The sequence below is a fragment of the Flavobacterium sp. P3_A6 genome, assembly GCF_056403035.1.
Window position 1 is genome coordinate 57,160 of sequence record NZ_JBFUGG010000018.1, and the last position, 15,151, is coordinate 72,310.

Sequence of the window (15,151 nt, forward strand, 5' to 3'; positions counted from 1 at the left end):
ATTATTTTACTTGTATCTTTTTACTCAGATAAATGGCATCCGAAGCCGATCCTATCTGCAGTTCAATTATATTATTCTCTAACTCAAACTGCTGTTTTGCAGCATTCCAATATTGTAAATCTTTGGCTCTGACAGTCAATAAAACATCTTTAGTTTCTCCCGCTTTAAAAAACACTCTTTGAAATGCCTTCAGTTCTTTTTCAGGACGATCTACTTTTGATTCCAAATGCTTTGCGTACAACTGAACCACTTCGTCGCCGTCTGTATTTCCAGAATTTGTTATTGTAACCGTAACTTTTAATTCGCCATTATTGACAATAGTTTCTGGACTTGTTTTTATCGAATTGTACTTAAAAGTCGTGTAGCTCAATCCATGACCAAAAGCATATAAAGGTTTTCCTTTAAAATACTGATAGGTTCTCCCGTTTCGAATATTATAATCCAATAAATCAGGTAAATCAGTAATGTCTTTTACCCAAGTCTGTGTTAAACGCCCAGCTGGATTGTAATCGCCAAACAAAACATCGGCAAGAGCTGTTCCAAGTTCCTGACTGTTTTGTGCCATGTGTACAATAGCCGGAATGTGTTCTTGTGTCCAATTGATGGCATACGGAAAACTGCTGATTAAGGCAACCACCGTTTTAGGATTCGCCTGACAAGCAATTTTGATTAAATCTTCCTGTTCCAATGTCAAAGACTGGCGGTCAACGGCTTCTTTTCCTTCGCTCGGAACTGGACAATCGTTCCAACCAGCATTGCAGACCGGATGATTTCCAACTATCACAATAACCACATCTGCTTTTTTTGCAATTGTAGCTGCTTTACCATCAGCATTATTTTTTGCATATAAAATCTCGACGTTTGAGCCCAATTTATTTTTAATTCCCTGCAAAGGCGTTATTACATAAGGAGGTGTTCCGCTGTACCAATCCAAAAGCACCTGATCAGCACGAGTTCCAATAATGGCGAGAGTTTTTATTTTTTCTTTTTGCAAAGGCAATAATTTGGAATCATTTTTAAGCAGTACAATTGATTTTTGAGTCGCCTCTAAAGCTATTTTCTTGTGTGCCTCCGTTTTCCAAGGATCTATTGTGTCTTTGCCTTTACCGATTTTTGCATACGGATTTTCATCAGAAGCATCGAGCATTCCTAATTTAATCATCACTCGGAAATTGCCTCGGATTTCTGCATCTATATCTTTCTCTGTTAAATATCCTTTGGCAATTGCTCCATCCACTCCTTCTTTATAATCATCTAAAAACTGATTGATTCCAGCTTTTACAGTGGCGGCAGCACCCAAATATTGATCGGCATAATATTTATGATCCGACAGTAACAGTTTGAAAGCACCGCCATCGGTACAGATAATTCCGTTTTGTCCCCATTCTTTCTGCGTAATCTCTTTCAGCATCGGGTGTACCATTGCAGGAATTCCGTTTACTTTGTTATAAGATGCCATGTAGGCACGTGAACCTCCATCAACAACTCCCATCCTGAAAGGAACCGAATAATATTCTCTCCAAAGACGTTCATCAAAATCAGACGAAGTGTAGGTTCTTCCGTCTTCGTTGCTGTTTGCCAAAAAATGTTTCATTAATGAAGCCGACTGCCAGTATTTTGGGTTATTTCCCTGAAGTCCTTTTACAAAAGCGACTGTCATCGTTCCGTTAAAAAAAGCATCTTCCCCGTAACTTTCTTCGGTGCGTCCCCAGCGCGGGTCTCTGCCGATATCTGCATTTGGAGCCCGGATTACCAAGCCTCCGCGATTATATTTCTGAAAAGCGTAACGTGCTTCATAACCTTCAACCTGAGCTACTTTCTGAATTAAATCAGTATCCCAGGTTTCACCTAAACCATAAGCTTGCGGGAAAGTAGTTGTCGTTATTGGTTCTTTGTTTTTTCCGCCCCATTTTGCCGGTCCGCCAAGTGCTAATCCGTGCAATCCTTCAACATGACCTGTACCGACAACTCCCAATCTGGGAACAGATGGATTGGTGCTTAATACCTCAATTTTTTCTTCCAATGTCATTAATGACAACAGATTGTCAATACGCTTTTCAACATCCAAATTAGGATTCTGAAAAGGATATTGCTGTTTTTTTTGTGCCAAAACTGGTACAATGAACAATAGAAGAATAATATATAGGGTGTTTTTTTTCATTTTTTAAAATGGAAATTGTTGTTATAGAGACGGACTGCAGTCCATCTCTACAACAACATCCAGGTTATAATTTTTTGAATCTAATTGCTGTTCCTCCAGCTCCTCCTAAATGCAGTTTCAATTTATCTGAAGCTTTAACGGTTTTCTTAGAAATTGCTACAGCAGATGGATTATGTGTTTCATCAGTACCTTCGGCATCAGCATAAATCTGAGCTTCGTAACTAGTATTTTTATCTAAGAATGACAATGAAACTTCTACATCACGCGCTTTTTCGTTTGTGATTGTTCCTAAAAACCAATCGGCACTGTTTCTGTCTTTACGAACTGTAGTGATGTATTCTCCAATTTTCCCTTCCAATACTTTTGTGTCTTCCCAATCTGTAGGAACGTCTTTCAAGAATTGCAAAGCTGGTTTCCCTTCGTAGTTTTCTGGAAGGTCGGCCATCATTTGGATTGGAGCATAAATCGTTACGTACAATGCCAATTGCTGAGCCGTTGTACCGTGAACTCTTTTTCCAGGATACCCCTGTTTTACCTCAACATCAAAAATCCCCGGCGTAAAATCCATTGGTCCTGAAAGCAGTCTCGTAAATGGAATAATAGTTAAATGGTTTGGCGGATTTCCTTCGCTCCACGCATTGTACTCCTGTCCGCGAGCCGCTTCTCTTGAAACCATATTTGGAAAAGTACGGCGCTCTCCTGTGTCTTTTATCGACTCATGGTATAAAACTGCCAAATCATATTGTGCCGCTTTTTCTAAAATATATCTGAAATAATTCACTCCAAACTGTCCGAAGTGATTTTCTTTCATGTTTAATTTAGACCCCACATGTCCAATTTTAACCGAATGCATTCCTAATTTTTTGTACAAAGCAAAAGCATCATCTACTTCTTTTAAATAATTAATCAGGTTTGAACCTGTTTCATGATATCCAATTAACGCCACGCCTTTTTTATTTCCGTATTCCACTACTTTTTCTAAGTCAAAATTGTCGGCACTTTTTGTGAAACTGAACATGTGCATTTTATTTTCATACCAAGCTGGTGTCCAGCCTTTGTTCCAGCCTTCGATTAATAAATGATGAAACCCTTCTTTGGCTGTAAAATCCATATATTCTTCGGCATGTTTGGTTGTTGCTCCCTGAATTGGGCTTTCCCAAAATGAATATTTACCAATGTGCATTCCCCACCAGATTCCGAAATATTTGTATGGTTTAAAGTAATTTACATTCCCTAATTTATTTGGATCATTTAGATTTAAAATTAAATAAGAAGTAATCAGATCTCCTGATTTTTCACCAATTTGAAGCGTTCTCCAAGAAGAAGTAAAGCTGTCTTTTGCTCTTACTTTTACACCATCAGCCCAAGGCACCAAATCCGATTTTAACTGTGTTCCTGTATTGTTTACCAAAGTCATACTGGCAAAATCTTTTAGGTTTGCTTCATGAAAACTTAATTTCAATCCGCTTTTGCTTTCAATCGTAAGCGGGGTAAGAACAGTATCAAGAGTGCTAACCGGCGCATCTTTAAAAAGATATTCGTCACGGTTTTCTCTGTTTGCCGGAATCCACCAAGCTTTTCCATCATCTTTCAAGTTGAAAGTAGTTTTTTCGTCCATGATGAAAATACTGTCTTTTGTCTCTTGTTTTGGATACACATATCTAAAAGCGATTCCGTCATCATAAGCACGGAACTGGATTTCAAGTTTGCGTTTGTTACCACTTTTTTGCTGTAATTCTACAGAAAGCTGATTGTAGTGGTTTCTGATTTTTTTCTTTTCTCCCCAAACCTGATCCCAAGTTTCATCGAAAGTCGAATTCTTTGCATTTTTAATTTCAAAATCAGAACTTAAACTTTCATTTCCCTTTAGTAAAAACCCCATGTCAGATGCTGTAATTACTTCGGTCTTTCCATGTAAAACAGAATATTTTGGAGCGTTTTTTACTAATTCGAATTTTATTTTATTTATTCCGCCCGGAGAAGCCAGTTCGTATGATTTACCTTTTTGAGCCTGTGCAGTACCAACAACAGTCAATGCTGTTAAAAATGCTGGAAGTATAATTTTCTTTAACATGGTATTATTTTTTAAATGTATTATTTTTTTAAAATCGGGGGAAGTACTAACCTAACCGACTTTCAATCTAAACAAAACTCAACTTCATTATTTTATCCTTCTTTGAGTTTATTTTTTTGCCACAGATTAAAAGGATTCAAATGATTTCTTTTAATTCATTGTGTTTGTCTTTTCACGTAGATTTGGCAAATTTTATTTTCTAATCTTTTTAATCCTTTTAATCTGTGGCTATTTTTTTATTTTACCCACTCAGTTTTGAAAGTAGTTTTTCCAGTTAATGGATTTGATGCTGTTTCAAAGCTGTTTCCTTTTTTGGAAACTGTAATTGTTTGTACCTCATCGCTTTCTGGTAAGAAAACTTTGGCAGTAGCCGTTGTTGTAGCATCAGATGCATATACCTTTAAGGTTAATTTGCTCCAATCCATATCTTTGGTAGACTGAGCCAATCCAATATGAGGAAGTGCAGTTCCGTCTTTTACTAAAACTACAATTGGCACTTCGCCTGCCTGGATTTTATGCCATCCGCCTTTATACACTTTTTTGGTTTGATAGTCAATCCAAGTTCCTTCCGGAAGATAAACGTCTCTTTCAGTAACTTCTTCAAAAAGCGGTGCCACCAAAATACTTGAACCAAATAAATACTCATTATCAACTAACCATGCGCCTGGATCATTTGGATATTCCAAAAACAAAGCACGCATCATTGGCAGTCCTTTTTGAGAACTTTCTTTAGCCTGAGCATAGATATAAGGCATTAACTCGTAGCGCATATTATCTGCTTTTCTAAATCCTTCCAAGAAGTCTTTGCTGTACAGCCAAGGTTCTCTTGGAGGTTCACCATGGCTTCTTACGTGTGAAGTAAACATTCCAAACGGAGCCCATCTTCTGTATAAATTCTCTGGAGATTTAGTTGCAAATCCTCCCACATCATGACTCCAGAAACTGAAACCGCTTAATCCTAATGAAAGTCCGCCTCTTAATTCGGCTGACATTGCTCCATTGCTTGTTTCGGCATCACCACCCCAGTGCAATGGGTAACGCTGACTTCCAGCCCAAGTGCTTCTTGCCCAGATTAAAGTATAGCCTTTTTCTTTTTGAGTAATTTCGGCAACTGCTTTGTTGTAACGCAATGGGTATAAATTATGTTCGTAGAAACCTGTGCGTCCTGAATGATAAATTCCCTCTGGTGGTGCAGCTTCACCAAAATCTACTTTGAAAACAGAAACTCCCTGATCAAATAATCTTTTCAATTTTGCCTGATACCAAGTAACTGTTTCAGGATTAGAGAAATCCAAAACAGCATCCTCATATGGAAGATTTCCTTTGCGGTCTCTTACTGCCAGATTTTTGTCCATGATTTCATTGAACAATGTGTTCTTTGGAGTGAAATAAGGCAATTGCCATAAACACACATGGTATCCGTCATCTTTCAAATCTGACATCATTTTTTGAGCATCAGGAAAACGGGATTTTGCAAACTCATAGTTATTTCTCCAATCTACATCAAACCAGCCTGTATCAAAGTGAATTACATCCGTTGGAATTTTGTAGGCACGTAAATCTTTGGCTACTTGACGTCCTTCTTTTTCAGAGAAATACGTAATACGGCTCATCCAGAAACCAAATGACCAAAGCGGAGGCATCGCTGCTTTTCCAGTCAAATTAGTGTACTCGTCCAATATTTCTTTTGGTTCTCCAATGAAAAAAAACAAATCGGCTTCGTCATCACCAATATACATTTCATTGGCACTGCCAAAATATTTTCCAAAATCAACAGTAATTGGCGTAGAATGGTGCATGAATACACCATACCCACGGCTGCTCATATAGAACGGAACTGGTTTGTACATGGTTTCGTTTTGAATACCATTGGCATCATCTGTCCATAAAACTACCTTTTGACCTCTTTTGTTAAATTGAGTGAAAGATTCACCACAACCAAAGATTTTTTCATCTGGTTCTAAACTGAAAGCTGCACCCATACTTTTTGAATAATCGCTGTTTCTACGAACAAACGAAAACGGAAGTGATGGTGTATATCCGTTTGCAAAATCAGAATTATGAAGCGTACTCGTTAGCAGTTTTCCTTTTTCGTCATAAATTTTCACGTGCCATGGTTTTGACAAAATCTCAACAGAACCATGTTTGCTTGTGTATTTATAACCGCCTTCGATTTTAGAAGATTTCCATAATTCCGGATGATTTGGAGCAACTCCGTTAATTAACATCAGTGACTCTTTTTCTGGATGAAATTGTGGTCCAGAAGTGGTTTTGATGCGAATGGAACGATCCGATACAAACTGAATCTGGAAAGGCAGTTCAGGAGAAACTTCATATTCAGTAGTTGGAAATTCATTGGCCGGAACTACACCCGGCTTCATCATCATATTGTTGAAAGCCTGACGTGTCTGATAATTATAACGCAAATATTTTATAGTTCCTTTGCCTGTTGCTGGATCAAAACTGGTTAACTCATCAGCAAAATAGAACGTATTCAAATAATTCTGAAAATCCTTGCTAATATCTATTGGAGCATTAAGCACATCTGCATTTTGAATTTGTGCCGAAGCTTTTGGCGAAAGCAACAAACCAAAACCCATGAATAGAGACAAGGAAGCTATCTGTATTTTTTTCATTGTGTGTTTTTTAGTGTTATTTATTTTTTTTATTCTGCTGTAATTACAATTGTTGATTGTTTTAATCCATTCGCTGTAGTGGCTAATTCCAATCTTCCGGCTTTTTTGCCTGACTGAATAACAACTAAACATTTTCCGTTTAAAGCGGTGTGTTTTGATCCTTTGTATGATTCATGACTTACCGGATCCCCACTGCAAACGCCAACAATTTTTCCGTTTCCTTTTAATGAAAAATTAATTTCGTTATTGGCATTTGGAACTAAGACTCCTTTTGCATCCAAAATATCAACTGTTACAAAAGACAAGTCATTTCCATCTGCTTTAATTGTACTTCTGTCTGCTGTAAGTTTCAAATCTGAAGGATTTCCGGCTGTTTTTATTTCAGTTTCTAAAACTGTTTTTCCGTTTTTACGCGAAATGGCTTTTAGTGTTCCAGGCTGAAAAGGAATTCTCCACATTACATGTAAATCTTCTCCTTTTTTGCTTCTAATGCCGACTGATTTTCCATTTAAGAATAATTCCACTTCATCAGCATTATTATAGTACGCCCAAACATCAACATTTTTACCTGCTTTCCAGTTCCAGTGCGGAAAAATATGCAGAACGGTTTTATCTGTCCATTCGCTTTGGTACATATAATAAACGTCTTTTGGAAAACCGGCTAAATCTACAATTCCGAAATATGAACTGATAGATGGCCATTCATAAGGAGTTGGTTCTCCGATATAATCGAAGCCGGTCCAGATGTACATTCCGGAAAGATAATCATGTTTTTTGATAATTTTCCAGGTAGCTTCGTGCGTAGAACCCCAAGGTGCCTGAACCTGATCGTAAGCAGATACTGTATTGCCCGGATTGCCTTCCGTAAATTTCAGATCCCATCTTACCGGCCATTTTTTAATCGAATCCGAAACGGCATCGTAATAACCACGAGTCTCTAAAGCCGAAGTAGTTTCTGTTGCAATGAATGGTACGTTAGGGAAATTCTTTTTATGATATTCATAGGTTTGATGAGCATAGTTATAACCAATAATATCTAAAGCGCCGGAAGCTGCAATTGAATTATATTGAACAGCCGCTTTTTGAAACTGTAATGTTACATTGTCCATATTCATATTAACTGGAGGATTCATTGCTGCGGTAATAGGTCTTGCTTTATCATATTGACGAGTAATGGCTGCCAATTCTTTGGCAATTACTGCACCGCTTTCATCCCATTGCTGTGGAATTTCATTACCTATACTCCACATGAAAATACTTGGGTGATTACGATCACGAAGCAATTGATCGGTTAAATCTTTTTTGTGCCACTTGTCCCAGTCGTTACCATAATCGTATTTGGTTTTGTTTTGTTTCCACATATCAAAAGCTTCATCCATAACAATGAAACCCATTTTATCACAAAGATCTAAAAGTTCCGGAGCGGGAGGATTATGAGAAGTTCTGATCCCGTTTACCCCCATTCCTTTCAGAATTTCTAATTGACGTTCGATAGCGCGCGTGTTGATTGCAGATCCTAATGGGCCTAAATCGTGGTGCATGCAAACTCCTTTTATTTTAACTTGTTTTCCGTTTAAAATAAATCCTTTGTCGACATCAAATTTAAAATCCCTGATTCCAAAATTGGTTTTGTATTGATCAACAATTTTATCTTCTACCGAAATTTCAGTAACGGCTGTGTATAATTCCGGTTTTTCAACAGACCATAAAACCGGTGTTTCAACTTGTGCCTGTTGTTTAATTGTTTGATTGGCATCTGCTCCAATCGTTATATCTTGGGTAACCGATGTTACTTTAGTGTCTTCTTTAAAAATAGTAGTTGTTACTGTTGCTTTTTTTGAAGCCGAATTTTGATTCTGAATCGTAGTTTCGAATTGCACCGATGCTTTTTCAGCAGTAACTTTTGGCGTTGTCACATAAGTTCCCCATTGCCCAACGTGCAATTTATCTGTTGTTTCGATCCAGACATTTCTAAAAATTCCTGAACCTGAATACCAACGTGAATTTGGTTGTTTTGAATTGTCAACCTTTACAATAATTTCATTGTTTTTATCTCCATAATTTAAATATGGCGACATTTCATATTGAAAACTAATATATCCGTTTGGACGTTTTCCTAAATAATGTCCATTTACCCAGACTTCGCTGTTTTTGTAAACACCATCAAAAATAATTGAAGTTACTTTACTACTGTCAGCTGCAGCTGCTTTGAATATTTTTTTGTACCAGCCTAAACCTCCGGTAAGTGCTCCTCCTCCATATCCTGCAGGGCTTTTTTCATCAAATTTCCCTTCAACGCCCCAATCATGAGGTATGTCTAAAATACGCCATTTTGTTGAAGATGAAATCGTATCCTTGTCTTTTATACTATCATTTAAATGGAAACTCCAATCAGAATTAAAAGAAACTTTTCTATTGCTAAAAGCTACTTCTTTTTTGTTGCAAGAACCAAATAATATGATTCCCGCTAACATCAATAACGATAACCCGCAGCTAAAACATTTTCTTTTATTCATCTGTATTATTTTTGCTTGAAAATTAAGTTAGAGATAAAATTACAATTTCTTCCCTACTTAAAACAATTAATAAGTCTCAGTTTAAAAAACAATAAATGTTTTAAAAGCTGAGACTTAATAAATTAAACTATTATTGTTTTACTACTAAATGGTAAATAGATATACCACCACTAGTAACAGCCGTATAGCTCAAAGTTGTGGCTGTAAGTTCTATAAGATGCACACTAGCAAAGTTAAGGCTACTGGATTCGTTCATGTGAAGCATTTCTGCTCCGCCTGTAAATGAAAGCCTATCTCCTGTAAAATGAGGTGTCATAGTATAGTTGAAAGCACCCGATGTGGTAGTTTGTGCTGTACTACCAGTAACAAAGGAAGTTTGTTTTACAATTACATTAAAACCACCATTGAGGTTGAAGGTAATTTCGCCCCAGTCTTTATCTTCATATCCTGACCAGCTTTGCAAACTACCCGGATCCCAATTCCAGTCACCAGGCGAATCAACACCATATGGGTCATTCATTGCTGGACTATGTAAATAATTTGCTCCAGCATATTCTATTGGGTCTGCTCTTCTTAATACCCACGTTTTACCTTTAACTCCGTTAGTTAGTAAATTCCATCTTGGATCACTAAATAAACTAGTGTCATTTTGCGCAACGGTTACTGTTTTTGTCGAAGTTACTGAACCGCCTTGTCCAAAGGCACTAAGGCTAATGTTATAAGTGCCTGAGAATGGCAGTGAAATACTAGTTTCGTTCGAATTACTATGTCCTAGCTCATTGCCTTTGCTATCCGTATAACTCCAATAAGGAATAATGCCCGAAGTTAAGTTTTTTAGTTTTATTACATTTCCACCTGGATTTGCTACAAGATCCGGAGTAACCTCAAAATTTATATCCGATTTATCCATCGTACTATCCAAAGAATAGGATTCGGGCGAACAAGATGGTACTAGTAATAGTACCACTAACATCAAAAATGATGTAATTAATAATAATTTAGTCTTTTTCATTTTTTTTAATTTTTAGTTAAAATTACCAACCTGCATTTTGCTTTAAAACACCACCAGACAATGTGATTTGTGTATTAGGGATTTGCTGCAGTCCTTTAGTTGCCTGAATTTTAGCAACAGTAATTGTTTTTGTTACTGGAACTCCTCCACTTAATAAAGTAGTCGTTTCTGCAATAGTTGAAGAAGCTGTACCAATACCCTGACGTAATAAATCCCAATATCTAATACCTTCAAGAGCAAATTCTAAATTTCTTTCTTTAATGATATTTTCCTTATTTACCGCTAGTGGCACAAAACTAGTTTTATAAGCTCTTTGTCTAACTTGATCAAAATAAGCCTGAGCATTTGCACTTCCTAATTCAGCAGCCATTAATAATACATCTGCGTATCTTATTACAACATAATCTTGAAACTGGCTTATATCCCAGAACGCACTACCCATTTTAATAGGAAGTTCTAGTCCATTTTGATCAATCATTGGAGAATATTTTTTATTATAATATCCAGTATATTCTCTTTGATTGTTCAATTTGTTAAATGGAATATTTTCTTCAGCGATTCCAATTATGCTTGCAACTCGTCTTGTATCATTTGCATCGTATGCATTCCATAGTTTTGGGTTTACTGTAACTCCCCATCCATGAGCATAAGGGTAAGAAGAAAACTCCCTCATTCCGAACATTATCATCCAGCCGTTACCATCAGTATTTCCAGCATAATCACTTGTATATGTATATTTTATTGAATATACGAATTCTTTATTACTTTCACCCGCATATTTATCAACTGATGCTGCCGGCCATAAAGTAGAAAAATCATTAACTAAACCATGACCACTTCCTGCGATAACATCTTCCAAATGTCCTAAAGCCTGAGCTTTTGTTACAACTCCTGCTAAATCAGTTTTTCCATAATATCCTGTGTAATATAAATAAACACGTCCTAATAAAGATTTTGCAGCCCATTTGGTAACACGTCCGTTAGTTGTAGCACTGTACGCTGTTGCTGGCAAATTATTTGAAGCAAATACTAAATCTTCTGCTATAACTTTATAGACATCGTCAGGATTTGCCTGTGGAATGTTTTCAAAAGACGGTGCTGTTAATAATGGGATATTACCCCATAAACGTACCATTTCGAAATAAAGATAAGCTCTGATAAATTTAGTTTCAGATTCATAAGTATTTTTTAGAGTTGTGTCACCTTTCCAGTCAATCTGGTCTATTTTAGACAAGAAAACATTACAACGATAAAGAGCTTTGTAATAAGCAACCCAGTTACTGTTAAGTAAATCTACATCTGCAGGAGAACGGGTAATATCGAACTCGTCTACAGCAGCAAAACCGTAACCATCTGAAGCACCAGTTCCTCCAAAACAGTCATCAGACAACACTTCGCTCAATACTGGAATCCCCATACCGCCAGCACCTGTTGCAACTTGTAATCCATCATAACAACCTACTAATGCTGAATAGGCATCATCCGTAGTTTTATAAAAATTTGTGTCTGTCTGCTGCGTTAAAGGTTCTGTTTCTAAACTGCAAGAACCAAGAGACAATAAACTCAAACAGAAAATATATAAATAGGTATTTTTCATCGTTTTAATTATTAAAGTTTAATATTTAACCCCATCATAAATGTTCTTGGTCTTGGGTAGTATCCTACGTCAACACCAGATGAAAATCTCTGATCATTATTTGAAGAACCAAATCCAATTTCGGGATCCATACCATTGTACTTCGTAAAAGTGTACAGATTTAATACTGAAAAATAAAGTCTTAACTGGCTTACAAAAAATGGTTTAAGCTGTTTCATTTTTGCAAAATCGTATCCTAATGTAACTGTGCTGATTCTTAAGAAATCTCCGTCCTGAAGATATAAATCCGAAAATTGTGTAAAGTTTCTGTTATCTTCTGTTACTTTGGGAGTAGTGTTTGAAGTACCCTCTCCGTGCCAACGATCTAAGATAGAAGAATTATAATTACCATAAGCACCAGATTGATCTCTATAAGATTGTACGATTTGATTTCCTGCTACGCCATTTGCCTGCAATGAAAAATCAAACTCTTTATAATTTGCAGATAAAGAGAATCCGTAAGTAAAGTCAGGATTTGGATTACCGATTTTTGTTTTATCAGCAACATCTATTTTATCATCTCCATTAGTATTTACATAGATAACATCTCCTGGAGTTGCATTAGGTTGTAATACTACACCGCCTGCTGATTTATAATTGTTGATTTGAGCCTGATTTTGAAATACACCACCTGTTTTATAACCCCAGAAATAACCTAATGGCTGTCCGTTTTCTGCTCTATAAAATTCACCCGCATTAGCATAAAGTTCATTGCTTATTCCGTGAATAATTCCATCTGCGGTAGGAATTTGACCCACTGTGTTTTCATTATAAGCCCCGTTTGCACTAACGCTATAATTAAAGTCACCAATTTTATTTTGATACTGTAATGATAACTCTAATCCTTTGTTAACTACATCACCTCCATTAATATATGGTGCATCAGCACCCGCGGTTGCTAATACCGGCGCTAAAATCAACCAGTCTTTGTTTGTTTTTTTGTAAGCGTCAAAAGTAACACTCAGTGCATTGTCTAAAAATCTAGCATCGAAACCAAGGTCAATTTGCTCTGATGTTTCCCATTTCAAGTCTAGGTTTGACAATCTGTCCGGATAAGCTCCAGGTGTAAGCACTCCTTCGGTATTACCAAAAGTATAATTGGTAGTATTTGATTTTATCGTTGCTAAATACTGGAAAGCTCTAGCATTCTGATTTCCAACTTGTCCCCAGCTTCCTCTTAATTTAAGAAAATCTATTGCTTTTGAATCTTTCAAGAATTCTTCATTTGATACAACCCAACCTGCAGATACTGATGGGAAATAACCCCATTGATTCTCTTTAGAAAAAACAGAAGACCCATCCATTCTAAAAGTTGCATTTAACAAATACGTTTCTTTATAATCGTAATTTAATCTTCCATAATAAGACATTCTTTTAGTTTCTTGCTTACTGCCATTTAATGACATTTGAGCACCAACTTTATTAGTGGTATTGTCTAACCAAGCATGCTCTAAATCATTAAAAATTACATCTGCATTGGTCGCACCAATTGAAGTTCCATCATAATTGATAGAAGATGTACCAACCATAGTTTCAAAATGATTATTGCCAGCCACATTAAACTTGTATGTCAATAAGTTATCCCAAGTAAGAGTTTTCCCTTTGTTCATACTCTGGTTAACTTTATCAACATTATTATTTGCGTAAGTTGACAAATGATATATAGGAGAATAAGAATGTCCTTCACCTGCATAATAATCAAGACCTAAAGTCGTTTTGAATGTTAAGTTTTTTATAGGCTCAATTTGTAAATAAACATTCCCTAATAATTTCTGATTATTGCTTTCATTTTGGTTGTTGTAATACATCGAAGCATAAGGATTTGCCTGACCTGCTAACCAAGGTTCTGTATTATTGGTAGTATTATAATAATTACCTTTGTCATCATACATTGGTAAAAATGGCGATACCTGAAATGCACTTCTTAAAGAGTTATTATATTGATTTCCAACTCCAATACCGTTTTTATTGATGTAGGCAAAACTTAAATTTTCACCTAAAGTAACCACATCTTTGTATAATTTATGTTCTGAATTGAATCTAAAATTATAACGTTCGTAGTTTGATAAATCTGGACCGCCTACAACTCCTCCTTGTTGTAAATAAGACAATGAGGTAGAATAAACAGAAGTGTCTGAACCACCAGAAGCACCAAGGGAATAATTTTTAGTTGCCACATTATCAACCAACATTTCATCCATCCAATTTGTTCCTTTACCAAATGTAGAAATTTGCGCATTTGTGAAGTATGGAGCTCTTCCTGAATTTACAGCTGCCTCATTTAAGATAGTAGCATATTCTGTCGCATTTAATAAATCAGCTTTTCTAGCTACTGATTGCACACCGTAGTATTGATCAAAAGTTATTTGTCCCGAAGCTCCTCTTTTACCTTTTTTAGTAGTTACCAAAATAACTCCATTTGAAGCTTGAGAACCATAAATAGCAGCAGAAGCAGCATCTTTTAAAACAGAAATAGATTCAATATCTGAATTGTTTAAATAGGAGATGTCGCCTGTTAAGATTCCATCCACAACATAAAGCGGATTGCTTCCTGCTGTCGAACCTATACCTCTAATTACCACATTAAAACCTTCACCTGGCTGTCCAGATGTAGAAGTAATCTTAAGCCCAGCCGCTTGTCCTTGAAGTGCCTGAAGTGCATTTGTAGTGTTTGTTTTGGCAAGATTTTCACCACTAACCTGAGTAACAGCATTTGTTACCAGTTTTTTCTTCATTGACCCATACCCAATAACTACAACTTCTTTAAGGTCTGCCACATCTGTCTGTAAAGAAACATTAATTGTATTTTGTGTTCCTACAGTTATATGCTGGGTTTTAAACCCCATGAAACTGATTGTCAGTACGTCTCCCGTTTTTGCCTCTACTTTAAAGTTCCCATCAAAATCTGTTGATGTTGCTGTTTTGGTTCTATCGATTGTAATAGTAGCACCAGGAATTGCCATGCCGTCTCCTGCCGATTTTACATTTCCACTTACAGATCTGGATTGCCCTTGTGCAAAACCAGACTGCATCGTAAATACAGCAAGCAACAGCGCCATGCAAAACTGGAGCATTGTTGGTTTAATACAGTAATTGCTTTTCATAATAATTAATAA

At 36.5% G+C, this 15,151-nt stretch carries 7 protein-coding genes; all 7 read right to left on the minus strand.

The annotated features are described in order from the left end of the window. Window position 1: 1 nt before the first annotated feature. The 7 genes from AC1DVP_RS16000 to AC1DVP_RS16030 all read right to left on the minus strand — a co-directional run bounded on the left by AC1DVP_RS16000 (window position 2) and on the right by AC1DVP_RS16030 (window position 15,139). Window positions 2-2,161: a glycoside hydrolase family 3 C-terminal domain-containing protein gene (locus AC1DVP_RS16000; RefSeq protein ID WP_477184490.1), complete on the minus strand. Its 2,160-nt coding sequence runs from the start codon at window positions 2,159-2,161 to the stop codon at window positions 2-4. A gap of 64 nt (window positions 2,162-2,225) precedes the next feature. Then, a complete protein-coding gene (locus tag AC1DVP_RS16005) occupies window positions 2,226-4,235 on the minus strand; it encodes a glycoside hydrolase family 97 protein (protein ID WP_477184491.1) in 2,010 nt (669 codons plus the stop codon). Window positions 4,236-4,471: 236 nt separating this feature from the next. Beyond that, window positions 4,472-6,871 carry a glycoside hydrolase family 31 protein gene (locus tag AC1DVP_RS16010; RefSeq protein ID WP_477184492.1) on the minus strand — a complete coding sequence of 800 codons (2,400 nt, stop codon included), beginning with the start codon at window positions 6,869-6,871 and terminating at the stop codon, window positions 4,472-4,474. 29 nt (window positions 6,872-6,900) lie between these two features. Then, window positions 6,901-9,387 (minus strand): glycoside hydrolase family 2 TIM barrel-domain containing protein, encoded by a 2,487-nt coding sequence (locus tag AC1DVP_RS16015; protein ID WP_477184493.1) that lies wholly within the window; start codon window positions 9,385-9,387, stop codon window positions 6,901-6,903. Between the two features lie 130 nt (window positions 9,388-9,517). Then, entirely contained in the window at window positions 9,518-10,399 is an 882-nt protein-coding gene (locus AC1DVP_RS16020; RefSeq protein WP_477184494.1) for a hypothetical protein, read from the minus strand. A gap of 22 nt (window positions 10,400-10,421) precedes the next feature. Continuing rightward, window positions 10,422-11,996, minus strand: coding sequence for a RagB/SusD family nutrient uptake outer membrane protein (locus AC1DVP_RS16025; protein ID WP_477184495.1), 1,575 nt, complete (start codon window positions 11,994-11,996; stop codon window positions 10,422-10,424). An 11-nt stretch (window positions 11,997-12,007) separates the two neighbouring features. Beyond that, complete coding sequence (locus AC1DVP_RS16030) at window positions 12,008-15,139, minus strand: SusC/RagA family TonB-linked outer membrane protein (RefSeq protein ID WP_477184496.1); 3,132 nt, start codon at window positions 15,137-15,139, stop codon at window positions 12,008-12,010. Between the last annotated feature and the right edge of the window lie 12 nt (window positions 15,140-15,151).

Coding starts and splice junctions, on each gene's coding strand:
- AC1DVP_RS16000 (WP_477184490.1), bottom strand. CDS start 2,161: ATGAAAAAAAACACCCTATATATTATTCTTCTATTGTTCATTGTACCA.
- AC1DVP_RS16005 (WP_477184491.1), bottom strand. CDS start 4,235: ATGTTAAAGAAAATTATACTTCCAGCATTTTTAACAGCATTGACTGTT.
- AC1DVP_RS16010 (WP_477184492.1), bottom strand. CDS start 6,871: ATGAAAAAAATACAGATAGCTTCCTTGTCTCTATTCATGGGTTTTGGT.
- AC1DVP_RS16015 (WP_477184493.1), bottom strand. CDS start 9,387: ATGAATAAAAGAAAATGTTTTAGCTGCGGGTTATCGTTATTGATGTTA.
- AC1DVP_RS16020 (WP_477184494.1), bottom strand. CDS start 10,399: ATGAAAAAGACTAAATTATTATTAATTACATCATTTTTGATGTTAGTG.
- AC1DVP_RS16025 (WP_477184495.1), bottom strand. CDS start 11,996: ATGAAAAATACCTATTTATATATTTTCTGTTTGAGTTTATTGTCTCTT.
- AC1DVP_RS16030 (WP_477184496.1), bottom strand. CDS start 15,139: ATGAAAAGCAATTACTGTATTAAACCAACAATGCTCCAGTTTTGCATG.